Raw genomic sequence first — 26,901 nt, 5'->3', positions numbered from 1 at the left:
AAAGATTCAGAAAACGTCCTTTCCTGAAATGTTGTGCAAATATAGAGGCTTGGTTTTAGAATAGCAAAGTGCCCACAAAAATTTCTTCTGTATTTCACCTAAAAACCTGAACCAAAGCAATTAAAATTTCATTTCAATCCCTGTAATCCTTTTTCTAATTTTACGATTCAATAAATAGACTCATGTCATATAAACCCAAGACGAGAATTGCCATCAATGGCTTTGGAAGAATAGGAAGGTATACTGCAAAACTTTTAATAGAAAATCCCGACTTTGAATTAATAGCAATCAATGACTTGGCAGATGATAAAGCCATCGCTCATTTGCTGAAATATGACTCCATACATGGAAAGTTGGATTTAGAGATATCGGTCAATCAATCCATCCTGAATGTTGGTGATCAAAAAATCAAATTACTCAGCCAATCATCTCCTGACAAACTTCCCTGGAAGGAATTGGATATTGATGTGGTTATAGAAAGCACAGGTAGATTTACCGACAGAGAAAATGCTGAAAAGCATCTTCATGCAGGTGCTAAGAAAGTCATTATTTCAGCACCTTCTCAGGATCCGGGTATTAAAATGGTGGTACTGGGTGTGAATGATTCTATTCTTACAGGAGAAGAGAAAATCATTTCCAACGCATCTTGTACCACAAATTGCCTTGCTCCGATGGTCCAGGTCTTGGAAGAGAACTTTGGAATAGTGAAAGGCTATGCATCCACTGTTCACTCCTATACCAATGATCAAAACCTCCATGATGCACCTCATAGAGACCTCAGGAGAGCCCGCGCTGCTGCATATAGCATCATTCCTACCACCACCAATGCAGGAAAGGCTTTGGACCGTGTCATGCCTGCTTTGGACGGAAAAATCGAAGCATCTGCCATGAGAGTTCCAGTTCCTGACGGTTCTTTGACGGATTTGATAATTTCTTTGGAAAAAGAGGCATCCGTTGAAGAGATTAATTCTGCATTTGAGAAGGCTGCCCAAGGTAACTTAAAAGGAATCATTCAGGTGGAGAAAGATCCCATCGTCTCCATGGATATTATTGGCAATCCATACTCCTGCATTTTAGATGCAGCGCTTACTTCTTCTAAAGGCAACTTGGTGAAGATAGTAGGCTGGTATGACAACGAAGCAGGTTATGCCAATAGGCTAGTTGAACTCGCCAAAAGAATTTCAGTGAATATTCACTAATCTTTGACCCTATTCAATCCTAAGGCCTTTACCATAATATTTGGTAAAGGCTTTTGATTTTCCTTGAGTTTGAAATAAAGTCCCAGTTTTTTAAAAATAGGTACACGGTAAGTCTCCACAAATTCAATCAAAGTACCGTCAAGGTCTTCTAAATATGAAAACCTTCCTGCGGCCTCTCCCATGTCAAAATTATTCTGGCTATCCACTGTAAAGGCCAAATTCATATCCTGACTTTTGGATTTGAGTTCATCCATTTGATTCACATCAAAGCAAACATGGATAAAGCCCAGGTCTCCCCAATCTCGATTTTCAAATACTGGAACTCCTTTATCCCCTTGATATTCGAGCAATTCAATCTGATTTTGACAGAGAAGTTTGCCAAATGCTCCAGTAGGACTTTGATTATTCTGAAGAAAAACCCGTCTAAATGAAGCAGAATCTAACTTCTGGGTTGGTAGGTCTTCCCATTTTTCAGTTTGATCCAAAAGTTGATGAGGATGCTGTAAAAGGTTTTGGTACAATGAAAGTGACTGATCAATGGAGCTGGTGCCAATAGTTACGCCACAAACACCTCCAGTTAAGGCTTCCGACTGACTAAACCAGGAAGAATTTTCTCTTAGCTCGAATGTGTTTCCGAATGGATCTTTGATGAAAAAGTGTGAAACTCCCAGAGGATCTTTACAAGGCTCAGTCAATATTTGAGCTCCTATTTTCTTCAGATGATTAAAGCAGCCTTCAATTTGTCTACATCGAATTTTAACAGCCAAAATTCCAAGGTTTCTAAAATCAAGATCAAAGTCTGCTTTTTGTGGTTTTTTGGATTCGTATTGCCAAATTTCGAAACCGCCTCCCCCTTGCATATTCATGGCTAAAATGGCATGTCTACTATGCACCTTCCCACTAGTATAGCGAGTCATCAACTTGGCTTCTGCCTTATCCTCAAAGATAGGCACGTTCATGCCAAATGCTTTTCTGTACCATTTCCAGGCCTCGGTTGCATTTTCTACGCCAATACCTACTTGCTGAATTCCATTGATTGAATAACCTGTCATAAGAGCTCCTATCGATGTTTTAATAATTGGAAATAAGCAGATTTAATTTTAGACGGCGGATATTTCATCAGGAAGTATGCAAATGCAACCAAATTGGCTATTTGAACCCTTAGCCAGCTGTTTTCGTCGTATTTCCTGGCTGAAACCATAATTGATTTGGGAATAATATGAAAATCTGAAACTGCCTTGATTCTCTTGACCAAATCGAAATCTTCCATAATGCAATATTCTTCATCAAAACCTTTCAATTCTTCAAAGAAGCTTTTCTCTATAAATAAGGTTTGATCCCCACCCCCTGCAAACAGGCCATTGAATCGGGTAAACCAACCATTGATTTTTAGCATCCAACTATCTGAATCAAACTTATAGCGATAACAACCCGCTTTTTTTCCACCGGAAATAGCTAAAGAAATATCCTCAAAAAAACTTTCTTTTGGTCTAGAATCCGCATGCACAAAATACAATACCGAACCCTTAGCTTCAGCAGCCCCTTTGTTCATTTGAGCTGCTCTAGAGGCTTCTGAAGCCAGAATATATTTTACTCCCAGTTGATGACATACCTCTTTACTTTGATCGGTACTTGCTGCATCTACTACCAGGATTTCTCTATCCGATTTGGGAGAATTTTGAATCAACAAAGGAAGCATTCCTTTAGATTTTTTTCTTCGTTGTAAATTGGGATGATGATGGATAAAAACATACAAGAATTCTCTTCGCTCAATACACTCTCTGGATTACATAGTTTTTTATGGGGTTTTGGATAATTACTTTATCCAATTCATCACCCTTGTAATGAAATTGATTTCTGTTGCCATCTATTTCTATTTCGAACACATTCGGTTCAACTTCTTTGACTAGACTAACCAAGCCATATGTTTCAGATATTAATAATTGATTGTGCTTGGGTTTTTTGAAATAGAGCTTGCTGACAGAAAGGTCAATTGATTCCTTGACAGGATCTGTGTTTTCGAATTTATAAGTATTTGCATCTACTTCATAGAAATTCTTTTTCCAGATAATTGTAGATAAAAACTCACCCCTATTAGATTTAAGGTCTGCAATTGAATTCAACAATCTGTCTTCTCCATATTTTGCATTGATTAAAAAGTCCACGAATAACTTCCCGAAAAACCAAAAGCTCACACTACTCTTAAGGCTATAATTCGTGTTTAAATTTTCTTTGACTTGTTGAGCTTCCAAATCACCGATTTTAATTCCTGCCACTTTGATTTCAAACTGACGCTTTTCCTGGACAGATTGACTATAGGAATTGGTAAAAAGAAATATTTGCAATAATAAAAGGAAGAAAATAGACCTGATCATTGCATCTAGACGCTTGGTACACATGTTCTTGATCAATTACCCCTGAAATACAAACTTTCCTTTAACACGTTCCCAATCCGCTTCGTTGTCCACATCAGATAGTGTAGGTAGCGTTGTAAAAGGGATAGAAAGTTCATTCAACCTTTTCATAGTTTCTGGAGCCACATCTTTGGTACTCCAAGGCATATCTTCAAAAAGTTCAGGAACAAATTTTGACATGCCTAATAAATAGTACCCACCATCTCTAGCCGGTCCAATTACGACCTCCTCATTTTTGAGATCTTTGAATGCTTTTTTCAAAATTGTCGCATCCAATTCAGCACAATCAGTTCCTAAGATTAATATTTTTTCGTATCCAGCTTCAAATAACGCTTCAAAGGCATTTTTCATTCTTTCTCCGAGATCTTTTCCATCTTGAACTCTCAGTTCGTAATGATCCCTGCTCTCTGAATCTGTGATAAAATCTGAAAAATAAAGAAACTTTGGACAATCTAATTCAAGGCATACCTGATGGGTATATTCTGTAAGAAGGCGGTATACTTTTAAAGCTTCTTCATCTCCAATAGTTGCCGCAAGTCGGGTTTTTACTCTTCCTTTTTGGGCATTTTTTTGAAATATGATAATTGCTGAATTGTAAAGACTCATTTCAATTTACTCGTTAGGGATAAAACACATTACCTTAAGTTTAGAAACCTTAAAAAGTTTTAAACTCAAGGGAGATTAAGGCTAAATAAAATTTTCTGAAGGTGATAAAGCCTAAGAAAATCCAAATTAGGAAATAAAATACGAAGTAATCCTAAAGGAAGGATTAATCTTGATTTTTGATGATTGTCAATCTTAAATTGGGAAACCCAATTTATTGCAAAAAAATAAAATCAAAGCCCATGTTATTCTATGACTTGATTTGTTCGACCAAATTAACCGCCTGCTTAAAAGCTTTGCCTAGCTGCTCATAATTGCCGGATTGAACCCAGTCTTTTCGAATTAATTGAGAGCCCATTCCCACACAGAGTACACCTGCATCAAACCAAGGCTTGATACTTTCCAATGTAGGTTCAATTCCGCCGGTTGGGATAATTTCAATTTTTGGTAAGACCGCATGCACAGAAGGGACAAATTCTGGAGTGAGCAAGTTTGCCGGATAGATTTTCACCAACTCTGCTCCCAGTTCTTGAGCTTGCCAAATCTCAGTAACTGTTCCACACCCAGGAACCCAAGGCACATCGTTTCGGCTACAGTACTCCCCAAGTCGAGGATTCATTACCGGAGCGACAATAAATTCAGCACCCATTTCTAAAAATTCTTCAGCTTCATAGGGATGATAAATTGTTCCTATCCCTAGGCTTAGTCCCGGTAATTGATTTGCCAATTTCCTAAGGCTAGGAAATATTTTTGTTGCTTCCGAACCCCTATTGACTAATTCAATGACCCTGATTCCTGAATCATAAGCAACCTTCAAAATACTTAAGCAAACCTCCTCACTGGAATGGTAAAAAATGGGCATTAGTCCTGCCTGATTTATTTGTTTGATAAATGGGCTTTCAGTGTTTCTCATATCATCTTTTGATTTTTCCTGATGTGCCGTCGGCGACCTCCTGAACTTCTTCTATGGAAGATAATAATAAGTCTCCATGCACCGCATGTTTCAGGACTCCTGCAGCCATTCCAAATTCTATTGCCCATTTGGGATCATTTTTTCTGAGGCCAAGAATTAATCCGGCAGCAAATGCATCACCTGTACCTACCCGGTCTAATATGGGATTCACCTCATAATTTTTCGAATTCCAAACCTGCTCCTTACTGTGAAGTTCTGCATCTAAAGAATTGTGGCTGGCTGAATGAGTTTTTCTATTGGTTTTGGCGATGAACTTCAACTGAGGGTATTTTTCAAAAGCATAGGCTTTAGCCTCACTAAAATCATTAAAGTCCTTGTTTAAGCATTGATTAAAATCTCTGGTTCCTGCTATCAAAACTGAAGAAAGCTCAATTAACTCAGGCATTACTTCATGCGCCATTTTCCCATATTGCCAGAGATTACTTCTATAATTAATATCCCCCGATACTTCAATATTTTTGCTTCTGGCTATTTTCAGAATTCTGTAAGTTAAATCCGCAGCTTCTTGTGAAATAGCAGGACTGATACCTGACCAATGAACCCAAGTAACTCCTTCTAATTCTTTCTCCCAGTTCTTATCGCTTCCATCATATTTCGAAAAACTTGAACCGAATCGATCATAGATGATTTTTGAGCTTCTTTGTAAACTCCCATTTTCCAAATAATACAAGCCCAATCTTCCGGGCAAAAAGCTTATTAAACTGGTATCCAAGCCACTTTTTCGTAATTCGGATACAGCCCTTTTACCCAATTCATCATCTGGAAAGGCTGTCACATGGGAAACATGTTCTCCCCAGTAAGCTAAAGCTGCCCCGACATTTGCTTCTGAGCCTCCAAAATCTATTTGAAAAGAATTAGCCTGAGCAAATCTTCTATTATCTGCCGGAGATAACCGCAGCATCACTTCTCCCAGAGTGATTATTTTATTCATGAAAAAGAGAATTGGTTGGTATGTCTTCCAAATTAGAAAATAGCGACCGAAAGTCCCCCTTCTTCAATATAAAAAATAGCGGAATCCATTTCAGGGCATAAAAAAAGGCGACCGAGGCCGCCTTTTACATCATCGTGATGATATTTAATTCAATTTAATCAAAGCTGTTACTGTGGATTCACCTTGCCCGTTATTTGGATTATAAAAGCCTGTTACATTTCCCGTACCAGTTGCATTTTCATATTTTTTAGTTCCCCCAACTATGGTTAATTCTGCTTCAAACTCAACTCTATCTGGTGCCATTGAATTAGCTACATTAGTTTTACTTTCGAAAAATAAAGCATGGCCAGCATCATTTATTGTCACAGTATGAACATTGTTAGGAAGGTCAACAATTCCAAATTTAGCTAAAGCATCAGCATGAAATTGCATAACTGGTGCGCCGATTGATGTTGTTGGTCCAGTTGCAACTTGGTTGATAAATGAATGCACATTTCCCATAGTTCTGGCTTTTCCCTTTCCGGTTCCTGGTAAAAAGATAGTCCCCTCAAAAGTCCTTGGGTCTACTAAAACAAACTCACCATCTACCTCTCCAAGACTTAAAATTTGATTTGTAAAAGAGTCTTTATACTCAACAAACCCTCCTTTTTTCAAATTCTCACCACCTTCTGAATCAGTAACTTCCAGAGCTTTTTCAGTTAGTAATGATTCTTCTAAAGGACCCTCTGTATCTGTCATACAGGACGTTACGATTAAGGACGATGCTGCTAGAATTAAAAAACTCTTAGCAAAGAAGTAATTCTTTTTCATTTGAATAATTTTTAAAGATGATTGAACTTTATGGTTATGTGAAACAAATATTTTCAATGGATTTAAGGCGATTAGATAACTCAAATCCATTTATTTGTATTACATACCAATAAAAATGCCAATTATTCAGATTCGATAAGAAAAAATTTGGCAGAGCCTGCTTTTGATCGAATTTCCTTTGCTTCTTGATATTCCTTAGAATTGTACCAGGCTTTTGCACTTTTCCCATCCGGGAACTTTAACATCACCAATCTGTCGTGAGTCCATTCGCCTTCGAGCGCTTCAACCGGTTGTCCTCGAAGCACAAATTTTCCTCCGTATTTTTCAACAGTGGCAGGAGTTAATTTCTTGTACTCCTCATACTGAGCCGGATCGGTAATATCTACTTCAACAATAATATAAGCTGGCATAATCCTTTTTAATTATTCAAACCCTATACCCGCAGCAAACCTTGCCTTGGCTACGGCAACTTTCCTTTTTGCAATTAATTGGTTCAAAGTCAGTCTCGAGTCAAAGACCGAAACCTCACGGGCATTGACCAAGAACAAACTACTCTCTCCCATGTCAAACTTCCGGATTTCGGCATCCAATAATCTTTGAAGACTGAATACATTTTCTGAAAAGACCTGAACCTGTGTACTCAAAGCAGAAAAGTTGTTAATCTCTGCCTCTAGTTTAGTTCTAAGTTCCAATGCTTTGATGTCTCTGGAGTTTTGCTTGAAGTCAATTTTAGCTTTTGCTAACCCTAAAGAACCTCGAGCTTTTCTCCAAAGCAATGGAGTATAAACTGAAAGCCCAAATTTGTAATTGTTCTCAAAAAACGGTGCTTCCTGAAATCCGTCTAAAGTCTCAACCAAGAAATTGTACTTTAGCTTAACCACTGGCAAGAGTGATTGCGCCTTGAGTTTTCTGTCTATTTCCAATCCCGCCAATTCGTAATCTACCAGTTGAAGTTCTGGATGATTCGTAATAAAAGTTCTTAATTCCTCAGGGTTTAGGACTAAAGACAAATCAATTTCCAGATTTTCAGGAATAGTTTGCTCATCCAAAACCATGGGAAATCCATCCTCACTCCAAAGAAATGCACTTAAGAATTGAGTAGCTGCGAAATACTCATTTCTGGCATTTTGTAGTCTATACTGCCTGTTTAGCAATTGTGAATAGGCTTCTACCGTATCAATAGCGGCTACGTCACCCTGCTTATAAGAACTTACTATTCCCTCAAATCGGAATTGTGTCAGTCTCACTGCTTCTTCCAAGGCTTCTTGATTGGCATAAGTTAATGCCCAGTTCCAATAAGCCTCATATCCTCTTACATAGAGTTCGTTGAGCATTCTTGCCCGCTCAACTTCTGTAGACTGCTGATAAATCTGAGCCTGTCTCAAACTTGCCCTTCTTTCATCCAAAATCAATCCTTGGCCCAAATTAACCGCAGCGCCTGCGGCAAATAGCCCTCCGGAAGGAACAGTTCTCTCCTCATTCAGAAACTGTCCATTATTCTGTTCAAATGTACCGTTCAACTCAATTCCAGCCCAAGTGGGAATAATTACTCCTGCTTCCCTCTTGTCATAATAATTGGTCTCTTTGTACTGTTTGCTGTCAAGATCTCCATAAACCAATGGATCAAAAGCTCCCCTAGCTGTTCTCAATTCCATATCCCCGAATTCCAGCTGGATTTCAGCCTGCCTAGCCATGGGATGATATGCCTGCAACCAAGAAATGAAGGTTTCCGCTCTCAGGGTATCAGCTGCTTGACCATAAGTCAAAGAGGATAGAAAAAGACCTAAAACGATGAAGAAATATCTCATTTCTTTTCCTTGGCTAATGCATCTTTTTGTTCCTGCGTGTAATAATCAGCTGGGAATCCATTCAACTGACGCCAGATTTCATACCATACCGGCACATCGTTAAGAAGAGCGATTCCATCAGCTCCAGAACCGATTCTTAGCATCTCTGGCCAAGCTTCTTCTTCTGGATCTTCAATTACTAAAACACGATATTGATTATTATTTCCTGCAAATTGGTCTATTGCTACTACAACCCCGCCGAATGTACCATTGGAAATCTGAGGCCAACCAGAGAATACAATTGCAGGCCATCCATCGAATATGAATCGTACCTTATTTCCAACCTTAATCAATGGAAGATCTACAGGTTGCACATACATTTCTACTGCCAAAGCAGCTTCAGCCGGTACGATGTTGAGAATTGGATCACCTTCTTTGATGGTCTCACCTAAACCTACCTGGATTGCTCTCGCTAAGTATCCATCCTGTGGCGCCAGAATATATCTAAAGCCAGTCCTAGCTTCATAATTCGAATAGGTGTTTTCCAGTTTGGAAACTGTAGCCTCCGTATCAAACTGAGAGGACATGGCCGTATACATCTCAGACCTTGCCTTCGCTAATTTATCTTTAAATTCATTGTCAATCGCACCCAACTCAATTTGAGCGGAAAGAAGCTCATTTTGACTGGATAAATAGTCGTTTTCAGCAGCAATTAATTTAGCATTTACATCCTGAAAACGGAGTCTTCTCGATTCCAAGTCTGTCAAAGATGTCAAACCTTCTATATATAGAGTTTCATAACGTGCAAGCTGCTGCTTTCCAATATCAAAGTTTACAGAAGCCTGATAGAACTTGATGCTGTCAGATTCCACTTTCAATTCAGCCATTCTGAGCTTATTCTCAGCCTGTTGAATTTTGAGTATGTTATTTCTCTCCAAAGCCTGGATTTGAGCCTTCAAAGCTTCTACTTTTTCACCATATGATCTAGCTGCGAAAGTTTTAGCATTAACCTGCTGCTGTGTTCTAGGCAATAACAAGGAATCAAAATACTCATCTTTGATTTCTGATATCCTTAATATTGTATCTCCTTTTGAAACAAAGGCGCCTTCACTTACATACCACTTTTCAATCCTACCAGCAATGACAGAATGAATGGTTTGAGGTCTTTGATCAGGCCTTAAAGCTGTCACATATCCCTTAGATCTAATGTTTTGAGTCCAGGGAAGGAATAACATCCCAAAGAAAACTAACATGATCACTGTCAAAATCCTGACTCTCTTCTGACTTTCTTTGACAGGCAGAGTCATCACCAAACTTTTGGCCCCACTGAAAGGAATAGATTCCTTGATTCTAATATTTGAAATATTCAGCATGACTTAATTAGAATTTGAAGTGAATGATAAGTAGCCCTCATGATTTCCCTGGAAGACATTTTTACCCTGATCCATAACAATAATTTCATCTACTCGCTTAATGGCTTCCTCATCTTTGGTTACCAAAATCAAGGTCCAATCTCCCTTAATCAAATAATCCAAGATTCGATTTTTTACATCCTCATATAAGTGAAGAAGTGCGTTCTCCATAATGATCGCTTTTGGCTTGCCAATCAATGCTCTAGCCACCAAAATACTTTGAATTATACGCTTTGAAAGCCCTTTTCCTTCAGGTTGCAACTTGGTTTCTAAATCGTTCGGCAATTGGTACACGTACTCTTTCAAATCCACCAATTCTAATACAGATTCAAGTTGCTTATCATCATATTCTCTTCCAACGATAATGTTTTCCCGAATGGTCCCGTGGAAAATCTGCTCCATTTCCAAAACATCCCCAACCATGGATCTGTATTTTTCCAATTGAATCATATCAATGGATAAATCATTGACCATGACTTTACCTTCGTATTCTTCATACAATCCAGAAAGTAAAGCCAAAAAGGCACTTTTTCCACTGCCACTCTTTCCAGTTACGGCAACTTTTTTACCGGGTTCTATAGTCAAAGAAATTCCTCTAAGAATAGGATGATCTGAATCCTGGGGATGAAAAACCACGTTTTCCATTCCAAACTTCAAGCCTTTTGGATTAGATACGATTACTTTTTCTGTACCTCTAGTATTCTCAAGCTCTAAATCCATTACATGACCAAGTTTTTCTGTAGCCACCAATGTGTCATAAACAGTTTCAAGAGAAAGAATCAACTTTTCTACAGAGTTAACCACCAATACAATGATTACCTCAGCAGCTACAAACTGACCGATACTGATTTGATCGTTTATTAAAAGTAAACTTCCTGCAACCAATAAACTGGATACAATTAATACCTTAAATGCAATCATGATCTTGTATTGGAAGATCAAAACGGCAAAGTGCTTGGATCTGAAATCCACATAAAACTGCAGGAGTTTATCAGCCCTTAAAATTGGCAAACGGGTATTCCCCACCAATTTGAAGGTATTCATAGTTCTTCCTATTTCTTCCAGCCAGTAAGCTGTTTCGTATTTGTAGGAAGACTCTTTCATGGCAGTTTCCATACCTCTTGGTCCTGTGATGTAGAAAATCAATCCTAAAATCACGAACAGAGCAATACCAAAGAGAATGAAAGTTGGGTGGTAAACTGACAACAACAACAAACCAAATATTACCTGAAGCAAAGCAGTGGAGAAATCGATCAGAATTTTCGAAAGCCCTTTTTGCAAGTTGACTGTATCAAAAAATCTATTGACTAATTCAGGTCCGTATTGTCCATGAAGAATTTCTGCCTTTACCCTTGGCAATCTGTAAGCAATGCTCAATCCCGATTTGGTGAATATTCTCTGTTGCAATTTCTCCATAATTTGGAGCTGAGAAATCTGAAGAAATCCACCAAATGCAACACCTGCTGCCACAATCAGAACCAAAATTATCCAGGATGTTGATATTCTGCCCCCTAGAATAAAGTTCAAAATCGCCTGAATACCAAGAGGTAAGGTAAGTGTAATTAAACCATTTAATACGGCATAGAAGTAAATCGAATATACCTGACTTTTTTCTTCTTTCAGTAATCTGAAAAAGCGTTTAAGTGGTGTGATATCGCTATTAGTTGCCATTTTGAATCGTATTTACGACCAGTTGATGAAAGAATTGAAAACGTGAAGCAGCCCCCAAACCATTTTCTGTCATTCCAGGGAGATGCTGGGAATTAAAAGACTGCAATAAACTTGACTCCAAAACAGTGTAAACCAAGGTTTTCGGGTATTTATAGGAAGGGTTAATTTCCTGAATTATATTGGCTATTCTTTCACCAAACTTGTAAACCTGGGCAAAGATTCCAATTTCATTTTCTACGTCTACTTCTTTTGTTAAAAAACCCTTCAGAGACTCATTTACTACTATATCCCTAAGAATAGAGGGATTCAAATATTCATTTTTGGTAAAGACAGGACCTTCTGAAAGCAAACGAATAGCCATTGATAGTCTCTCTGCCGGATCCTTAAGGTTCGCCGTGCTATACACTAAATTATGCTCCATCCAACCCCAATACCAAGCTGTAAGGTAAAGCAGAAGTTTATGTTTATTGTCAAAATACCGATAAATCGCTGCTTCTGTACTTCCGATTTGTATGGATAGTTTTTTAAAAGTAAAATTTTCCATGCCCAATTCCTGTATCAGTTTGGAGCCTTCCTTAACAATGGATGTGCCCAAATCAGAGCTAAATGGCTCTTTTTGATACAAATTAGGATTGACTTCTACTTTGATTTTACTGAGAATAGCCTCCATAATTGGTCTGATTTAAACCCATGAAACGGACAGTTTTGAAAAAGGTTTAGTATAGCTTCGATTTTTGTTAGTAATAATAACAAATAATTAGGATTGTTTCCAGTACCATAAAGGCCAAGCGATTAGAATAGGGTGAATGATCACCAGTCTTATCCATCCAATCCAGTTTGAAACACAAAGCCCACCATCAATGCAAGATCCCTTTTGAATAAAATAAACATGGGATGGAATAAAGGCCAATAGCATTAAAACGATCCCAATAATAGCTAACCTCCTTACCTTTTTGATCAGAAGACCTATTCCAAGAATAATTTCAGCTAGGCCTGCCATAACATTGATGAATTCAGCATTTGAAAAATAATCAGGAATTAATGGGAGGTAAAATTCAGGATTTAGGAAATGATTGATGCCCGCAAATATGTAAAAGCCCGATAGGACAAAAAGGGAATAACGCTTCAAGACTTGTATCATAGTAGTGCGATTGGGATTAAAAGTATATGGATATCCGCTTTCTTACAAGCAACAACAAAATACGGCTTATTGTCTGCTAAAAGGATCAGAATCCGGTGACAATGCCTGAAAAAAGTTGACACATTTTGTTGGGACGATAAACCAAATAAGATGACAAAAAGATTTCAACTTAAAGCTCAGCGGATTTTCAGTGAGGATTTGCGTAGGCAGATTGTAGGTCAGATAGAACGGAAAGAGTTAACAGTTCTCCAGGCTGTTCGTGAGTACGGAATAGGCGGAAAACAGACTGTATATACTTGGCTTTACAAATATTCGACTACCTTGAAGAAGGGGACAAGAATGGTTATGGAAAAAGACAGTCAGGACAACAGGGTTCAGGTATTAAAAGGTAGGATCAAGGAGCTGGAAGCTGCTTTGGGACGTAAATCATTGGAGGCAGATCTGTACCGGATCATAGTAGAGCAGGCATCAGATGAATTTCGTGTGGATTTAAAAAAAAGTTTTGGCGATCCAGCATCAAAGTCTCAGAAAAAATGATCTATCCGTATTCTTTTGAGATCAGCTCAGCCTGTAAGATATTGGGTTACAGCCGTCAGTCCTATTATAAAGTTGCCGCTGGTAAGCCAGAAATTGAAGATGAGGTCATTCGGCTGGCAGAATTGAACCTGCGTAAAGTCCGTAAAACTTGTCCCAGCCAAGGCTGCCGGAGTATGTATGAAGAGTTTGGTGATCAATTGCCCATAGGAAGGGACAAAAGTATAGCGTTATTTATGGAGTTGGGTTACCGTGTCAAATATCCCAAACGTTATGGGAGAGCCACACAATCAGGTACCCGGGAGTTTTCTAACCTGCTGGTTCAGAAAGATGTGAATGGAGTAAATCAAGTCTGGCAGGCAGATATGGCCCATTATCTATACGGAGACACTAAGCTTTACACGATCTATATCACCGATGTGTACAACCAAGAAATCGTAGGCTATGGAGCTTATGATTCCAATCATGCACTTAATTATAGAGCAGTGATGCGAAAAGCAATCAGCAGAGCCGTGGGCAATGGAGTAAAACTCAAAGGGATGATTCATCATAGCGATGGAGGCAAGCAGTATGAGAGCGAGGTATACAAGAAGTTGTGTAATCGACACGGAATTCTTCAAAGTATGTGCATGTACTCTTACGAGAACCCCTATGCAGAGAAAACAAACGATCTGATAAATAGTGGATACTTGAATTACTGGAAGCCAAAGAAACTTGAAGAATTGAGAAAATGTCAGAAAAAAGCAGTCGCTGACCACAACAAGAAAAGAAGAAAGAAAGTACTCAATGGACTTTCTCCCCTCCAATATAAATCAATGTTGCAAACTCAACCTTCAATGGCATATACCTTGAAATTGAAGCCCAGAAATCCTGAACAACCAAGAAAAAGAGTACCTCAAAATATAAACAAATTAACAGTTCACAAGACGGAATTGTGACAACCAAAATCAGGCAAGGTCACGGAAGCTTCGGTCTTCGGTCATCGGTCTTCCAACCAGCCAATCAAAGAAAATAAGGAAACAGGCATGAATGCGGATAATCAGTTAAATGTATATTCATAACTTACAATCCTATAAATTGATTTGAAATCTTTTTAATTGATCATTTGAATGCAGTTTCCTCCCGAGCTTCCAGTAAGAAAATCGGTTTTTTGGCCACCCGTAATTCTGCTCATTTTTGCAGTAGTTCTCTCCATTTTATACCCTGGAGTTTTTGATCTAAAGATGAGGGAAATCCAAAACTGGATACTTATTAATTTTTCACTGGGATTTAGTTGGCTTTCTTTCTTAATGACTCTATTAATTGGATGGGTATTCTTTTCACCTTTGGGAAAATACCGAATAGGAGGCGAAAATGCTAAACCTCGATTACACACTGTTTCTTGGTTTGCAATTGTCCTTTGTACCACCATAGCAGTAGGAATTCTATTTTGGGGAAGTGCAGAACCACTTTCTCATTTCCTCTTCCCTCCTGAGTTCTTTCCAATCGAACAACAATCTGAGGCTGCCAAATCATTTGCGCTGGGTGCTCTCTTTTTTCACTGGGGCTTCACTCCTTATGCTATCTATGCTGTTCCTGCTTTGCTTTTTGGATTGATGTATCATCAAAAGAAGAATAAGTTTCGATTGGGGCTGATGCTTAAACCTACTTTGGGAACAAAAAAATCAAAACTTTCAGAATCATTAGTAGATATGATCAGTCTCTTTGCTTTGGTGGCAGGGATGGCGGCATCTCTGGGAGCAGGGATCTTGAGTCTTTCAGGCGGGATCCAAAATATTTTCCCTAATGTGAGTTTCTCTTTATCCTCCTCTGTAGTGACTTTGCTAATAGTCTTCACATTTGTGATTTCTGCCAAATCAGGCATAGAAAAAGGGATAAAAAACTTATCTCTCTTCAACTTGGGTTTTTTCCTAATTTTTATAAGCCTCTTTTTGATCTTAACTAATGGGGAATTTCTAAAGAACATCATGTTGGGTTTCCAACAATATTTCTCAAACTTTCTTGATCTCAGCCTTCAAATCTCCGGGAAAAAAAAGCAGTGGACTTATGATTGGTCTACCTTCAATTTTGCGATTTGGATGGCTTGGGCACCTATTACAGCATTATTCTTAGGGAAAATTGCTATAGGAAGAACAGTGCGGGAATTCCTCTTGGTTTCCTGGTTTTTCCCAGCCCTATTTTGTTTGATTTGGATGGGGATTTTTGGAGGAAGTACCCTCGATTTGGCTTTAATATCCCCTGATAAATTTCTAGATTCTTTTGTAGAAAGGGGGCCTGAATCCATCATCTACTTAGTTTTTGAAGAAATTGGATACTATCCCCTTTTTGCAGGAATATTTTTGATCGCCATGTTTATTTCCTATGTCACTGCTGCTGACTCCAGCACTGAAGCCTTGGCCAGTTTAAGTATGCGAGGCGGAGCGGAAGATGATTTTCATGTTCCCAGTTCGATAAAAATCTTTTGGGGAATTTTAATAGGCGCAACAGCCTGGATAATGATCAACTTTTCAGGCATTGACGGAGTCAGAATCCTTTCAGTGATCGGTGGTCTTCCAGCACTTTTCTTTTTAAGTTTGGTAAGTATAGGATTAACTTTGGTCAGTTTCTCCCCGAAAAAATATCTTTAATAGCCTTCCTTATATTTAAGTTTCCCGACTGCATATAAGTACAGAACTTTAGAATATCGGAGCATAGCCGGGAGCAAAACCAAGTTGATCACCACTATGGTTGTCAAATACATCCATAGCTTGGGAACGTCTACCAACACATTAATCGCCACAAAAACTGCTATCACCAGTGCCACGGAAAAGGCATAACTGATGTACATGGCTCCATCGTAAAATCTCGGTTCTGGCTGAAAACTGGCATTACATACTTCGCAGGAATGCTTGATATCAGTCAATTTATTGAAACTAAAGATTGAAACAGAAAAGATATTTCCTTTCCTGCAACGTGGGCATTTGGCTTCTACAATTGCGCCTGCTAGACTTTTTGACATCATTATTTATATTTTCTGATTATCCGCAATCATGCCAGTTGCCTTATTTTCTTTGCTTAATTGGCTGGAAGACTGATGACCGATGACCCAGCCACGGCTGGCAAGCGAAGCTTCCGGATTTTGATCCTCTCAGCAGAAAATAAGCCGTATTTTTGTCAATACTGATAAGAAAGCGGATATCCATTTTGTATTTAATACGAAGGTACTAATTATTCAAAAGTTGTCAGTGACTTCCAGCACATTCTTCTTTTTATGAAAATTAACAACCTAGGCTAAATAAGTTCGTTAATTTTGCAGATGGAAAAAGAATATCAAATTGTCAGTTCGATCAACTAATAAGTATGCAACTTGGGTAAGGGTTTTTTCCTACATTCTCCTTATCAATTTTATCAATCTCTCCGCAAATTTTTATGAAGGAGGCGTAGAAGGTCATGCTAAAATGTACTTAGATGATCCTATTGATAATATATCCGAAGTGATTTTCGAATACATATTAGATGGTGATGGAGATGTTATCCCTGATAATGGAACCAATCAAGAAGACAAATCACTGAAAAAATTAAAGGTTTATCAGTGTTTGATTCCAGAACTTACTCTGAAACCAGAATTATTTTTGTTGGAGAAAAAAGATTGGTCTTTGGTTAAAAAGACACTTCCTCCTCTACTTTCCCTTACCCCTCCCCCTCCTGATAGATCCTGATTAATTAAGGCAGTTTTCAAACTCAAATTAAACAGGAATCATAATGAAAAAAATATTTGCAGCGGCTATGGCAGTCTGCCTGACATGGCATGCATACGGCCAAACAGAAACTGACAGTACCAAATTAGAAAGACAATACCTAGATTCAGTCTTTATCCGGGAGGTAGAACAGCCCGATATTTCTCATAAAAAGCCAAAGATTCTCCATGCTGAGCCACTTTACATTGACTTGATCCGTGACTTGGGTGCAAGAAAGGGGGAAAAGGAATGGAACATAGGCTTTGGAATGGATGACAGAAGAGATTTTGATGAATTCCATGCCTTAGTGGAATACGAATGGGCGCCTATTGACCGTTTAGGTTTCGAGGTCGAACTTCCATTTTCCTTTTATTCCTTTAGAAATTTGGAAAACCCAAATAGTCAGCCCGAAAATAGACTGGAGTCGATCAAGCTAGCAACGCAATGGACTTTCTTAGTCAAGGAAAAACAAAATATCTCCATGGCCTTGGGTTACATCCATGAATTTGAAATGAGAGGATTTGATAGATGGGAAAATGAGGGCACCTTCAAAGGAAACATTTTCAATCCCTTTCTAATCGCGGCAAAAAGATGGGGCACTAATTATCATACCTTGGTTTATACCGGACCCCGCATCGAAAAAGAGTTTGGTGGCAGATCTCATGTTGAATATGAAATCAATTCTAATTTCCATTACATGATTTCAGGAACGAGAAACTTCATAGGTGTAGAAATTAACAAGGTGCTGAATGATGGAAACCTTCATACCGTATTGAGGCCTCAAATGAGGGTTGGTTTGGCCGAAAATTTAATGGTAGGCATTGTCAGCGCCATTCCTATCGATAATCCCAATAGAGGATTGGGAAGTTTTGTGAGAATCATTTATGAGCCCGGGTTCAGGTCCATGCATTAATAATTAACTTTTTTCTCAAAGCTCTTTTTCATTCAAGCACAAAAAATTTGAATCGATTAAGATTCTGGTCATAAAACTGAAAACGCCTCCTCACTTGATTGTGAAGGAGGCGTTTAATTTTTATAAATGAATTTGATCTGGGGTTTTACATTTACCTGATTTCGTCCAAATCATAATCTTTTCCTTTGCCCCATTGCAAAAGCTCTTCAATGGTATAATACTCTAAGGTTTCCAGATCTTTCACCTTAAAGTTATCTCCATGAAGCCTAGCCATAATCTCGAGTTTTCTAACTTCCCCTTGATTGACCAACACATACCTTCTTCCTACTCGAAGATTATCTAACGCTATTGCCATTTACGCTTTCTCCTGAATGATTGCCGAACTTGCCTCAAAGGTGATTTCTCTTTTCGGCTCTGTAATTTTTGCTATTTCTTCTTCTGATTTGCCTTGATCTTCAGCAAAATGCCTTAAGGTTTCCACATCGGTTTCCACCATATTGGCCACGCCTTTTATGATTATAGGATAGCCTTGACTGTTAGTAGGCAAAAAGAATCCATAATCCTTAAATGTAACTCTCATGCTTTCTCCATTAGGTAAATCCATGGAAAACCAGCAGCCTTTATTGGTACATACTTCTTTGATTTGGCCTTGAATAACTCCTTCGTAAGATCCAGTCTTCTCTACTTCTTCCATCATGGAGCTTAATTGAGTAAGCTGGAAGTTTCCGTCCATATTTTCTCCAAATTTCCCGGGTACCGACTCGACCTCGCCAACGACTTTTCCCATTTCATGCTGAGGAAGGTTAGCGTACGGATCTTTGGAATTAGAGCATGAAAGACTGATAAAACATAGTCCGATTAAAAGTGAGTAGATAGTTGACTTATGCATAGCTGAATATTTTAATGTAAAAATAGAATGAAAGAGCGCAGTATAAAAATTTAATATGCTTGTTTTGATTCAAAGAAATCAGCCTCTATTTTGTTTAAAACCACACAATCGATTGCGGAAAATTCTGCTTTCAAAAGTATTTGAAACAAAATCTCTAATAAAACTTCAATTTTTTTAACAATACGCTAATTTTACAGAGAATTCTCAATAAGACCCTGCACATGTCTCAAACCAAAAAATTCATCATCGATTTTGACAGTACCTTTACTCAGGTAGAAGCCTTGGATATTTTGGGCGAAATCTCCCTCAGTGGCGATCCAAATGCAAAAGAAAAGCTTCAGGCCATCAAGGACATTACAGATAAAGGGATGGAGGGCTCGGTGACTTTCCGCGAAAGTTTGGAGCTAAGATTGGATATTCTCAAAGCCAACAAAGCTCAGATTTCAGACTTGATTGATGCTTTGAAAAAGAAAGTATCCAAATCCTTCGAAAGGAATAAAGAGTTTTTACAGGAAAATGCAGATGACATATTCATAATTTCCAATGGATTCAAGGATTTCATAATTCCGATCGTAGCTGATTATGGTATCAAAAAGGAAAATGTATTTGCCAATGAATTCGTCTACGATGAGTCTGGAAAGATCGTAGACTTTAATAGAGATAATCCCCTATCCAAAAACAACGGCAAGGCAGAAACTATCAAAAAGATCAATTTGGAGGGCGATATCTATGTGATAGGCGATGGGTATACCGACTATGAAATCAAAGCTTCTGGTTTGGCGAATAAATTCTATGCTTTCACAGAGAATGTGCATCGTCCTAAAGTAGCTTCTCAGGCAGATCACGTTGCCCCTAGTTTGGATGAAATTTTGTACATCAATAAACTCAATACCAAGTTTTCTTATCCCAAAAGCAGAATCAAGGTATTGCTGCTTGAAAACGTTCATCCGATCGGAGTCGAGTTATTAAAAGAAGAAGGATATCAGGTTGAAGTCGTAAGCTCAGCAATGAGCGAAGAAGAACTTTGTGAGAAAATTCAAAATGTATCCATTCTTGGAATCAGGTCTAAGACTAATGTGACCAAAAAGGTTTTGGAAAATGCCAATCGTCTGATTGCCATTGGAGCTTTTTGTATAGGGACTAACCAAATTGATCTGGAAACCTGTCAGGAAAAGGGAATTGCAGTTTTCAATGCGCCTTTTAGTAATACCCGTTCTGTAGTAGAAATGGCTATCGCAGAAATCATTTTCTTGATGCGTGGATTTTTTGATAAATCAGTCAATATGCATCAGGGTAAGTGGGATAAGTCTGCTAGCGGAAGCTTTGAAATCAGGGGTAAAAAGTTAGGAATCGTAGGCTACGGAAATATTGGTGCCCAACTTTCAGTTTTGGCAGAAAACATGGGGATGAATGTTTTCTATTATGATGTAATTGAAAAACTAGCACTTGGAAATGCAACAAAACTAGACTCTTTAGACCAGCTTTTGGAAACCTGTGATATTGTTTCTCTCCATGTGGACGGTCGAAAAGACAACAATTGCCTCTTGGACAAAAAGAGAATCCAAAAGATGAAAAAGGGTGCAATTTTGGTCAATTTGAGTAGAGGTCATGTTGTAGAAATTGAAGCGCTGAAAGAGGCTATGGAAAGTGGCCATTTGGGAGGCTGTGCAGTTGACGTTTTCCCAGAAGAACCCAAAAACAATAGTGAGCCCTTTGTTTCTGAATTGATCGGGCTACCAAATACTATTCTAACTCCTCACATAGGAGGAAGTACCTTGGAGGCTCAGGAAAATATCGCTCGATTTGTTCCTGGTAAAATCATGGAGTATATCAATACAGGGAATACTTTCAACTCAGTTAATTTCCCTAACATCCAATTACCATTCCTGAAAGATGCTCATAGATTGATCCATATTCACCAAAATGAGCCGGGAGTATTGGCGAAAATCAATCAGATTTTGGCAAACTTTGAGATCAATATCGTCGGTCAATATTTGAAGACAAATGAAAAAATAGGCTACGTAATCACTGATATTGACAAGGCCTATTCTCCCGACGCGATTGAAGCACTTAAAACAATTCCGGGAACGATTCGCTTCAGGATGCTATACTAAAAATCTGAAAGTAGATTTAAATTTAATTAAAAACGCCTTGCTATTCAGCAGGGTGTTTTTATTTATTATGCGTATCCGCTTTCTTACCAGTATTGACAAAAATATGGCTTATTGTCTGCTGAAAGGATCAAAACCCAAAAGCTTCGGTCTTCGGTCATCGGTCTTCCAACCTGTCAAGCAAGGAAAATAAGGCAACTGGTATGATTGCGGATATTCAGATTATTTATTAACAAGCTTATTTTGGATTCAAATTATCCTTCCAAAATTCTCCTTAAATAGTTGATCTGACCCAAATGATAATTAAAATGACCATAAAGGTGCATCAAGAAAAAGTTGTATGTCATTGAGTACCCAAATTTTTCCTCGGGATAAGGTTGATTTAAGGTTTCTTCATTTAAACCCTCTAGACTTGCTACTAATTGCTTAGAAACCAATTCAATCTCAGCTCTCATTTTTTCTCTGGAAACACCTTTTCCTGCAAACTCAAAATCTCTATCCCGGGTGTAATCGAATCCTCCTATTTCTTTACAAATGAAGGTTCGCAAATTTCCATTTAAATGAAGGATCAGATTTCCTGCGGTATTACTAATTCCTCCCTGAGTTTTCCAAAGATTTTCTTCCTTCTTAAAAGCCTCTAACTCTTTCTCTAATCTTTTTAAATCTCTCTCAAATAATTCAATTAATTCCTTGATCATATGAATAGCTATTGACTGAAAATATTACTTAGCAAGCCTAATTCTTAGCCTGCGTCATCAATCACGTTTCTCCTTGGCCCAAATTTTCCTGGCTTTTTAGATGTACTTTTCTTCTCTTGAGGGATATCTGCTGATTTGGGTGCAGAGGAATCAAAATTCTCTCTCTTTTTATGAGGTGTAGCCTTAAAACCTCCTTTTTTCTTTGAGAATCCTGACTTCTTATTTTTTGATTTAAAAGAATCTCCAGATTTTTTCTTTGGCTCTCGATTATAATCTGGTCCTTTTTCAAATCCCTCTGGAAGCGGCACTTGAGTTACTTCCATACCAATCAGGTTTTCGATCCTGACAAACTTGTATTGGTCCTTAGGATTTACGAAAGTGATGGCCTCTCCTTCCATATCCGCCCTAGCAGTTCTACCCACTCTGTGTACGTAATCTTCCGGATCACTTGGGGTATCATAATTGATCACCAACTCAATACCTACCACATCAATTCCTCTAGAAATGATATCCGTTCCGACTAAGATTTTTACAGCTCTGTTTTTAAAGGCAGACATGATCTTTTCGCGCTCAAGCTGCTCCAAATCAGAGTGAAAGGCTTCTACATCAAACTTTCTCTTTAATGCTTTATACAGAGCTTTGACCTTATCCTTTGTTGAGGCAAAAATGATTACTGCTTCATAGTTTTTTTGAGACAATATATGGGATACTAAGTCTTCTTTTTGGGTATCATATACAGAATACATGGACTGAGTAACTCCAGCGGCTGTTTTTCCAATAGCAATTGAAATCTCCTCAGGTTTATTCAAAATCTTCATGCTGAAGCTTCTGATTTTTGGAGGCATAGTAGCTGAAAACAGGATTGTTTGTCTGTTTTTAGGCAGATAATTCACGATTTTCAAAATATCATCTGAAAAACCCATATCCATCATCCTGTCAGCTTCATCCAAAATCAGGTGTTCCAAAGAGCTGAGATCAATTTTTCCTCCTGCCAATAGCGCGATGAGTCTTCCAGGGGTAGCAACCACAATTTCCGCTCCTGTTTCTAAAGCCTTTTTTTGCTGCTCCCAAACCAAGCCATCTCCGCCGCCATATACTGGGATAGAACTTATTCCCAAGAAATAGGCAAAGCCTTGTATTTGTTGGTCTATTTGAATGGCTAGCTCCCGGGTAGGTGCTAAAATCAGGGTGTTTAAATTATTGGAGCCAGACTTACTTATTTTGTTCAGTACAGGCAGAATAAAAGCAGCTGTCTTACCAGTTCCTGTTTGAGCACAGGCGATTAAATCTTTACCTTCTATAATGACAGGAATTGCTTTTTCTTGTATAGGTGTGGGTTGATCAAAACCCATTGCATCCAATCCTTCTTGTAAAGAAGATTCGAAATTAAATGATGAGAAATCCAATTTGGGATTATTTAATGATTAAAAACTTCAGGCAGAGCCTTTTCAAATATAACTCTAATTCCCTAGGTATGCCAATTTACAAAAGATTATAGCCTGTAGTCCTAAAATTCAAGCCATACTTTTTGAACTGTTGATCAGGACCTATGATTTACCTATATTTCATATTCCCACTATATGTAACTATTACAATGAAATTATTCCCAAAACTATTTATAACATCAATCTTATTTTTAGTGAGCATTTTTTGGGCAAGTGCTCAAAATTTTACACTGTCCGGAAGAGTTTTGGATTCAGAATCCAATAATTATCTCGATGGAGTGAGTGTTACTCTTAGAGGAACTGCTTATGGCAGGGTAAGTGTAGCCGGTGGTAATTTTGAATTCAAAGATTTACCTGAAGATAAGTATACCCTATCTCTCAACCTTGAAGGATATAATCGCTTGGAGAGAGTAGTTAACCTTCAAAAAGATACAGATCTCGGTGATTTGTTTTTGGTTCGTTTTGGAGCGGAAGGAAGCGGAGCCGCACTTCAGAAAACAATCAGATCCGACAATATTCTGAGGCTTATCAATGAACGGCCTAATTTCATTGGTGGCAATATGGTGTATGGAATAGCACCTGAACCAAAAAAATTGGAAGGGAACAATTATTTAGATCCCAAATGGAATTCAGCCTCCATCCTACTCTACAGAGATCAGCAAATGCTGGAAGGGTTTCGGGTACGATATAATATTGTCTCGAATATGTTTGAATTGATGGAGCCGGAAAATAATCTCGTATCCGTCATGCCCGGATTAAGAATTCAGAATATTGTTTGGGTGGATTCTACCCATAGAGTTCCAAGATACTTTGTCAATGGGATGGATTTCAGAGATGAAGGAAGTCCAATTTCGGGCTTTTTTGAAGTTTTAGTAGATGGAGAATTACCACTCATGCGAAGAACTATGGCAATTTTCAAAGAATCCAATTATAATACAGCCTTGATGGTGGGTCAGCGAAATGATCAGATCATCAAAAGAAACATTTACTATTATCTCGAGGGTAAAAATGTGATTGAAGTACCTAAGAACAGAAAGAAATTTTTCCTGATTTTTGGTGAGGATGCTGAGGAAATGGAAGAATTTGCTGAGGATAATAGCCTAAATATCAAAGACCCAAATGCTATTTTCAAACTATTCACCCAATACAATTCCCAATTTCCTGGATTCAGGCCAATTATGAGCCAGCTTCTGGACGATTTGGATGAAAAAAATCCTTAACCCAATAAGGTCCAACTCCACGAGATCGACACTTATTGGATTGATTAAAAACTGTCCGACCTGCCTGCCGCAGGCAGGGATTCTATATGGCCTTTAAAAAAAATAATAATCATATGAAAAAACTGATACTGATTGTCCTTGCTCTATTTCCAATAGCAGTTATGGGACAAAGTCTTCCGGGTTTAGCTCCAGGCCAAACTCCAACCAACAAGCCTGTTTTACATGGTAAAAACTGGATGGCCATCACTGGTAAACCATTGGCAGCCACTGCAGGTGCCACCATCTTTCAGCAAGGAGGAAATGCTGTAGATGCTGCCTGTGCTATGCTTGCTGCTACAGCTACCATGTGGGATGTGCTTTCTTGGGGTGGAGAAACTCAGGCTTTAATCTACCATCCAGGTTTGAAGAAAGTAATCGCTATCAATGCAATGGGAGTGGCTCCCACAGGAGCAACAGTAGATTTTTACAAATCTAAAGGAATGGATTACCCACCTGCTTATGGCCCGTTAGCAGCAACTACTCCTGGCACACCTGGAGGTTTGATGACCATGTTGGCTGAATATGGAAGCATGAGTTTGGAGCAGGTTTTAAAGCCTGCCATGCAACTCGCAAAAGGATATCCTATAGAGGCACAAACAGCCAATAGCATTGAAAGCGGAAAAGAGCGGATCAAGCAATGGCCTTATTCCAAAAAGATATTTTTACCTCACTTAGGAGAAGATAAAGAAGGACCTGAAGCGGGTGAAATATTTGTACAGGAAGATCTTTTCCAAACATTACAGAAATTGGTGAATGCCGAAAAAGAGGCTTTGGCAAATGGGAAATCAAGAAAAGAAGCTATTTATGCGGCTAATGATAGATTCTACAGGGGAGATATTGGAAAAGAAATTGTAAGAGGTACTCGAGAGCAAGGCGGCTTGTTCACAGAAGAAGATTTAGCTAATTGGAAAGTGAAAATTGAGGAGCCTTTGTCTGTGAATTACAAAGGTATAGACGTCTATAAACTTCAAGAATGGACTCAGGGTCCAGCTTTATTACAAAGTTTAAATATCCTCGAAAACTTTGACTTGAAATCAATGGGCTATAATTCTTCCGAATATATCCATACGATTTACCAAGCGATGAATTTGGCTTTTGCTGATAGGGACTTTTATTATTCAGACCCAGCATTCGAGCCTAGAAGTCCAATCAAAGGCCTTCTTTCAAAAGAATATGCCAAAGAAAGAGCCAAGCTTATCAAAGATAAAAACGATCCAACGATCAAGGCTGGTGATCCTTACCCTTTTCAGGGAGGGAGTAATCCGTTTAAAAGCCTTTTGAATAATTCCGATAATTCAATGGCAATCAATAATCCAGGAATGCCAATTCAGGGTCCAAATGATCCATTTTTACAGGAATTTCAAAGTGGCACCACTTCTATTCAAGCAGCAGATGCAGAAGGTTGGGTAGTTTCTGTAACTCCAAGTGGTGGATGGGTTCCTGCCGTGATTGCAGGGAATACAGGCGTTGGACTTTCTCAGCGTATGCAAAGCTTTGTATTGGACGAAAAATTAAATCCTTATAATTTACCTGAACCAGGAAAAAGACCAAGGGTTACTCTTACTCCAAGCCTAGCTTTAAAAGATGGAAAGCCATTTTTATCATTTGCTGTTCAAGGCGGAGACTCTCAAGACCAAAACCTGCTACAATACTTCCTAAACATTGTAGAATTTGACATGGATGTGCAGGAAGCTGCAGAGGCTGCGAATATCAATTCTTACCAAATGCAAAGCTCTTTCGGGGCTCATGAGATTAAACCGGGCGCCATGTCATTGAGAGATGATACACCTACCTGGATAAGAGCAGAATTAATGAAAAAAGGCTATATCATGGATTTCTGGCCAAGAACTTCAGGACCTATCAATGCCATTTGGTTTGACTGGAAGCATGGCAGTTTCTGGGGAGGAAGCTCCAATTATGGAGATGATTATGGAATAGCTTGGTAGATTTTAAATATTACAATTAAGAAATGCCTTCGGCGAGATACGGATCAATTCCCCCTTTGGACCTTTATATAAATTTCAAAAAAGTGAGAAAAATTAAAAGGGGGCAAGGGGGATTTTAAAAGAAATACAATTGAAATAACTAAAAATATGCCTTGAGCAAGAAAAGGAGTAATTGTATAATTGGTTAATTGAGTAATCGAAGCCCAAGGCTCTTGGATATTATTGATGAATTTATAGGTTCAATAGTTCATGGTTCAATGTTCAATCTGTTCCGTTTTGCCTCCTTAATGAAAAGCCTGAAGGGCTTAAACCCCTCAATAGCCACACCAGAGGCGCACAGGCTCGGGTGAAACCCGAGGTAAGGTAGGTAAATTATCCTCTAGCGCTGGCGCAGAATTTCCAATAAGAACCGGTATCACCGTGCCAGCAAGATATTCGATAAACATTGT

The 26,901-nt window shown here is 38.5% G+C and carries 27 protein-coding genes; 9 read left to right on the top strand and 18 right to left on the bottom strand.

The features are described 5' to 3' along the window. The first annotated feature begins 182 nt into the window (after positions 1–182). Positions 183–1,199: a type I glyceraldehyde-3-phosphate dehydrogenase gene (gene gap, locus GYM62_RS06830; RefSeq protein ID WP_219958854.1), complete on the top strand. Its 1,017-nt coding sequence runs from the start codon at positions 183–185 to the stop codon at positions 1,197–1,199. Here the strand turns inward: gap and GYM62_RS06825 are convergent. From GYM62_RS06825 to GYM62_RS06765, 13 genes are all read right to left on the bottom strand, one after another. Next, complete coding sequence (locus GYM62_RS06825) at positions 1,196–2,251, bottom strand: VOC family protein (RefSeq protein ID WP_219958853.1); 1,056 nt, start codon at positions 2,249–2,251, stop codon at positions 1,196–1,198. The genes gap and GYM62_RS06825 overlap by 4 nt on opposite strands. Positions 2,252–2,259: 8 nt before the next feature. Continuing rightward, positions 2,260–2,898 carry a TIGR04283 family arsenosugar biosynthesis glycosyltransferase gene (locus GYM62_RS06820; RefSeq protein WP_255590604.1) on the bottom strand — a complete coding sequence of 213 codons (639 nt, stop codon included), beginning with the start codon at positions 2,896–2,898 and terminating at the stop codon, positions 2,260–2,262. Between the two features lie 70 nt (positions 2,899–2,968). Continuing rightward, positions 2,969–3,598, bottom strand: coding sequence for a DUF6134 family protein (locus tag GYM62_RS06815; RefSeq protein WP_219958852.1), 630 nt, complete (start codon positions 3,596–3,598; stop codon positions 2,969–2,971). A 12-nt stretch (positions 3,599–3,610) separates the two neighbouring features. Next, positions 3,611–4,219, bottom strand: coding sequence for a TIGR04282 family arsenosugar biosynthesis glycosyltransferase (locus tag GYM62_RS06810; protein ID WP_219958851.1), 609 nt, complete (start codon positions 4,217–4,219; stop codon positions 3,611–3,613). 247 nt (positions 4,220–4,466) lie between these two features. Further along, on the bottom strand, positions 4,467–5,129 hold the full coding sequence (locus tag GYM62_RS06805) for a bifunctional 4-hydroxy-2-oxoglutarate aldolase/2-dehydro-3-deoxy-phosphogluconate aldolase (RefSeq protein WP_219958850.1): 663 nt from the start codon (positions 5,127–5,129) through the stop codon (positions 4,467–4,469). 1 nt (position 5,130) lies between these two features. Beyond that, the gene (locus tag GYM62_RS06800; protein WP_219958849.1) at positions 5,131–6,120 is read right to left on the bottom strand and encodes a sugar kinase; all 990 of its coding nucleotides are present in this window, start codon (positions 6,118–6,120) and stop codon (positions 5,131–5,133) included. Between the two features lie 144 nt (positions 6,121–6,264). Further along, positions 6,265–7,020: a hypothetical protein gene (locus GYM62_RS06795; protein ID WP_219958848.1), complete on the bottom strand. Its 756-nt coding sequence runs from the start codon at positions 7,018–7,020 to the stop codon at positions 6,265–6,267. 32 nt (positions 7,021–7,052) lie between these two features. Next, positions 7,053–7,340 (bottom strand): DUF1330 domain-containing protein, encoded by a 288-nt coding sequence (locus GYM62_RS06790; RefSeq protein WP_219958847.1) that lies wholly within the window; start codon positions 7,338–7,340, stop codon positions 7,053–7,055. 12 nt (positions 7,341–7,352) lie between these two features. After that, positions 7,353–8,738 (bottom strand): TolC family protein, encoded by a 1,386-nt coding sequence (locus tag GYM62_RS06785; protein WP_219958846.1) that lies wholly within the window; start codon positions 8,736–8,738, stop codon positions 7,353–7,355. Then, positions 8,735–10,090: an HlyD family secretion protein gene (locus GYM62_RS06780; RefSeq protein WP_219958845.1), complete on the bottom strand. Its 1,356-nt coding sequence runs from the start codon at positions 10,088–10,090 to the stop codon at positions 8,735–8,737. The genes GYM62_RS06785 and GYM62_RS06780 overlap by 4 nt, the downstream gene beginning before the upstream one ends. Before the next feature lie 3 nt (positions 10,091–10,093). Continuing rightward, on the bottom strand, positions 10,094–11,800 hold the full coding sequence (locus GYM62_RS06775; protein ID WP_219958844.1) for a peptidase domain-containing ABC transporter: 1,707 nt from the start codon (positions 11,798–11,800) through the stop codon (positions 10,094–10,096). Beyond that, complete coding sequence (locus GYM62_RS06770; RefSeq protein WP_091653794.1) at positions 11,790–12,470, bottom strand: TetR/AcrR family transcriptional regulator; 681 nt, start codon at positions 12,468–12,470, stop codon at positions 11,790–11,792. Before GYM62_RS06770 ends, GYM62_RS06775 begins: the two co-directional genes overlap by 11 nt. 87 nt (positions 12,471–12,557) lie before the next feature. Next, complete coding sequence (locus tag GYM62_RS06765) at positions 12,558–12,941, bottom strand: hypothetical protein (protein WP_219958843.1); 384 nt, start codon at positions 12,939–12,941, stop codon at positions 12,558–12,560. A gap of 150 nt (positions 12,942–13,091) precedes the next feature. Between GYM62_RS06765 and GYM62_RS06760 the strand changes: the two genes are divergently transcribed. The 3 genes from GYM62_RS06760 (at position 13,092) to GYM62_RS06750 (ending at position 16,102) form a co-directional block, all read left to right on the top strand. Next, entirely contained in the window at positions 13,092–13,478 is a 387-nt protein-coding gene (locus GYM62_RS06760) for a hypothetical protein (RefSeq protein ID WP_219956550.1), read from the top strand. Beyond that, the gene (locus tag GYM62_RS06755) at positions 13,475–14,413 is read left to right on the top strand and encodes a DDE-type integrase/transposase/recombinase (RefSeq protein ID WP_219958842.1); all 939 of its coding nucleotides are present in this window, start codon (positions 13,475–13,477) and stop codon (positions 14,411–14,413) included. The genes GYM62_RS06760 and GYM62_RS06755 overlap by 4 nt, the downstream gene beginning before the upstream one ends. Positions 14,414–14,584: 171 nt before the next feature. Beyond that, positions 14,585–16,102: a BCCT family transporter gene (locus tag GYM62_RS06750; RefSeq protein ID WP_219958841.1), complete on the top strand. Its 1,518-nt coding sequence runs from the start codon at positions 14,585–14,587 to the stop codon at positions 16,100–16,102. Here GYM62_RS06750 and GYM62_RS06745 read toward each other — a convergent pair. Continuing rightward, entirely contained in the window at positions 16,099–16,476 is a 378-nt protein-coding gene (locus GYM62_RS06745; RefSeq protein WP_186300003.1) for a DUF983 domain-containing protein, read from the bottom strand. The two genes, GYM62_RS06750 and GYM62_RS06745, sit on opposite strands and share 4 nt — an antisense overlap. Positions 16,477–16,789: 313 nt before the next feature. Here GYM62_RS06745 and GYM62_RS06740 point away from each other — a divergent pair, with 313 nt between their 5' ends. Together GYM62_RS06740 and GYM62_RS06735 are read left to right on the top strand one after the other, a co-directional pair. Next, positions 16,790–17,173, top strand: coding sequence for a hypothetical protein (locus GYM62_RS06740; protein WP_219958840.1), 384 nt, complete (start codon positions 16,790–16,792; stop codon positions 17,171–17,173). 43 nt (positions 17,174–17,216) lie between these two features. Beyond that, positions 17,217–18,104, top strand: a complete 888-nt coding sequence (locus tag GYM62_RS06735) for an HAEPLYID family protein (RefSeq protein ID WP_219958839.1) — start codon at positions 17,217–17,219, stop codon at positions 18,102–18,104. 151 nt (positions 18,105–18,255) lie between these two features. Here GYM62_RS06735 and GYM62_RS06730 read toward each other — a convergent pair whose 3' ends face one another. Both GYM62_RS06730 and GYM62_RS06725 read right to left on the bottom strand, forming a co-directional pair. Continuing rightward, positions 18,256–18,459 (bottom strand): hypothetical protein, encoded by a 204-nt coding sequence (locus GYM62_RS06730; protein ID WP_091653803.1) that lies wholly within the window; start codon positions 18,457–18,459, stop codon positions 18,256–18,258. Next, positions 18,460–18,993 (bottom strand): DUF4920 domain-containing protein, encoded by a 534-nt coding sequence (locus GYM62_RS06725; RefSeq protein ID WP_219958838.1) that lies wholly within the window; start codon positions 18,991–18,993, stop codon positions 18,460–18,462. Positions 18,994–19,214: 221 nt separating this feature from the next. Here GYM62_RS06725 and serA point away from each other — a divergent pair, with 221 nt between their 5' ends. After that, on the top strand, positions 19,215–21,107 hold the full coding sequence (gene serA, locus GYM62_RS06720; RefSeq protein WP_219958837.1) for a phosphoglycerate dehydrogenase: 1,893 nt from the start codon (positions 19,215–19,217) through the stop codon (positions 21,105–21,107). 251 nt (positions 21,108–21,358) lie between these two features. Here serA and GYM62_RS06715 read toward each other — a convergent pair whose 3' ends face one another. Together GYM62_RS06715 and GYM62_RS06710 are read right to left on the bottom strand one after the other, a co-directional pair. Beyond that, positions 21,359–21,802 (bottom strand): DinB family protein, encoded by a 444-nt coding sequence (locus GYM62_RS06715; protein ID WP_219958836.1) that lies wholly within the window; start codon positions 21,800–21,802, stop codon positions 21,359–21,361. Between the two features lie 44 nt (positions 21,803–21,846). Further along, positions 21,847–23,208 (bottom strand): DEAD/DEAH box helicase, encoded by a 1,362-nt coding sequence (locus GYM62_RS06710; protein WP_219958835.1) that lies wholly within the window; start codon positions 23,206–23,208, stop codon positions 21,847–21,849. A gap of 233 nt (positions 23,209–23,441) precedes the next feature. Here GYM62_RS06710 and GYM62_RS06705 point away from each other — a divergent pair, with 233 nt between their 5' ends. Both GYM62_RS06705 and GYM62_RS06700 read left to right on the top strand, forming a co-directional pair. Continuing rightward, on the top strand, positions 23,442–24,467 hold the full coding sequence (locus tag GYM62_RS06705) for a carboxypeptidase-like regulatory domain-containing protein (protein ID WP_255590603.1): 1,026 nt from the start codon (positions 23,442–23,444) through the stop codon (positions 24,465–24,467). 113 nt (positions 24,468–24,580) lie between these two features. Continuing rightward, complete coding sequence (locus tag GYM62_RS06700; protein WP_219958833.1) at positions 24,581–26,452, top strand: gamma-glutamyltransferase family protein; 1,872 nt, start codon at positions 24,581–24,583, stop codon at positions 26,450–26,452. Positions 26,453–26,901: the final 449 nt, after the last annotated feature.

The sequence above is a fragment of the Algoriphagus sp. NBT04N3 genome (assembly GCF_019443765.1).
Taxonomy (GTDB): Bacteria; Bacteroidota; Bacteroidia; order Cytophagales; family Cyclobacteriaceae; genus Algoriphagus; species Algoriphagus ornithinivorans.
Note: the sequence above shows the minus strand (reverse complement) of the source record. Positions and strands in the feature narration are given on the sequence as shown.

Bases quoted from the DNA above. Each gene is read 5' to 3' on its own strand.
- GYM62_RS06775 (WP_219958844.1), bottom strand. From the start codon at position 11,800: ATGGCAACTAATAGCGATATCACACCACTTAAACGCTTTTTCAGATTA.
- GYM62_RS06790 (WP_219958847.1), bottom strand. From the start codon at position 7,340: ATGCCAGCTTATATTATTGTTGAAGTAGATATTACCGATCCGGCTCAG.
- serA (WP_219958837.1), top strand. From the start codon at position 19,215: ATGTCTCAAACCAAAAAATTCATCATCGATTTTGACAGTACCTTTACT.
- GYM62_RS06700 (WP_219958833.1), top strand. From the start codon at position 24,581: ATGAAAAAACTGATACTGATTGTCCTTGCTCTATTTCCAATAGCAGTT.
- gap (WP_219958854.1), top strand. From the start codon at position 183: ATGTCATATAAACCCAAGACGAGAATTGCCATCAATGGCTTTGGAAGA.
- GYM62_RS06715 (WP_219958836.1), bottom strand. From the start codon at position 21,802: ATGATCAAGGAATTAATTGAATTATTTGAGAGAGATTTAAAAAGATTA.
- GYM62_RS06810 (WP_219958851.1), bottom strand. From the start codon at position 4,219: ATGAGTCTTTACAATTCAGCAATTATCATATTTCAAAAAAATGCCCAA.
- GYM62_RS06760 (WP_219956550.1), top strand. From the start codon at position 13,092: ATGACAAAAAGATTTCAACTTAAAGCTCAGCGGATTTTCAGTGAGGAT.
- GYM62_RS06800 (WP_219958849.1), bottom strand. From the start codon at position 6,120: ATGAATAAAATAATCACTCTGGGAGAAGTGATGCTGCGGTTATCTCCG.
- GYM62_RS06825 (WP_219958853.1), bottom strand. From the start codon at position 2,251: ATGACAGGTTATTCAATCAATGGAATTCAGCAAGTAGGTATTGGCGTA.
- GYM62_RS06785 (WP_219958846.1), bottom strand. From the start codon at position 8,738: ATGAGATATTTCTTCATCGTTTTAGGTCTTTTTCTATCCTCTTTGACT.
- GYM62_RS06755 (WP_219958842.1), top strand. From the start codon at position 13,475: ATGATCTATCCGTATTCTTTTGAGATCAGCTCAGCCTGTAAGATATTG.
- GYM62_RS06815 (WP_219958852.1), bottom strand. From the start codon at position 3,598: ATGTGTACCAAGCGTCTAGATGCAATGATCAGGTCTATTTTCTTCCTT.
- GYM62_RS06750 (WP_219958841.1), top strand. From the start codon at position 14,585: ATGCAGTTTCCTCCCGAGCTTCCAGTAAGAAAATCGGTTTTTTGGCCA.
- GYM62_RS06745 (WP_186300003.1), bottom strand. From the start codon at position 16,476: ATGATGTCAAAAAGTCTAGCAGGCGCAATTGTAGAAGCCAAATGCCCA.
- GYM62_RS06780 (WP_219958845.1), bottom strand. From the start codon at position 10,090: ATGCTGAATATTTCAAATATTAGAATCAAGGAATCTATTCCTTTCAGT.
- GYM62_RS06795 (WP_219958848.1), bottom strand. From the start codon at position 7,020: ATGGATTTGAGTTATCTAATCGCCTTAAATCCATTGAAAATATTTGTT.
- GYM62_RS06805 (WP_219958850.1), bottom strand. From the start codon at position 5,129: ATGAGAAACACTGAAAGCCCATTTATCAAACAAATAAATCAGGCAGGA.
- GYM62_RS06765 (WP_219958843.1), bottom strand. From the start codon at position 12,941: ATGATACAAGTCTTGAAGCGTTATTCCCTTTTTGTCCTATCGGGCTTT.
- GYM62_RS06730 (WP_091653803.1), bottom strand. From the start codon at position 18,459: ATGGCAATAGCGTTAGATAATCTTCGAGTAGGAAGAAGGTATGTGTTG.
- GYM62_RS06820 (WP_255590604.1), bottom strand. From the start codon at position 2,898: ATGCTTCCTTTGTTGATTCAAAATTCTCCCAAATCGGATAGAGAAATC.
- GYM62_RS06735 (WP_219958839.1), top strand. From the start codon at position 17,217: ATGAAAAAAATATTTGCAGCGGCTATGGCAGTCTGCCTGACATGGCAT.
- GYM62_RS06770 (WP_091653794.1), bottom strand. From the start codon at position 12,470: ATGGAGGCTATTCTCAGTAAAATCAAAGTAGAAGTCAATCCTAATTTG.
- GYM62_RS06725 (WP_219958838.1), bottom strand. From the start codon at position 18,993: ATGCATAAGTCAACTATCTACTCACTTTTAATCGGACTATGTTTTATC.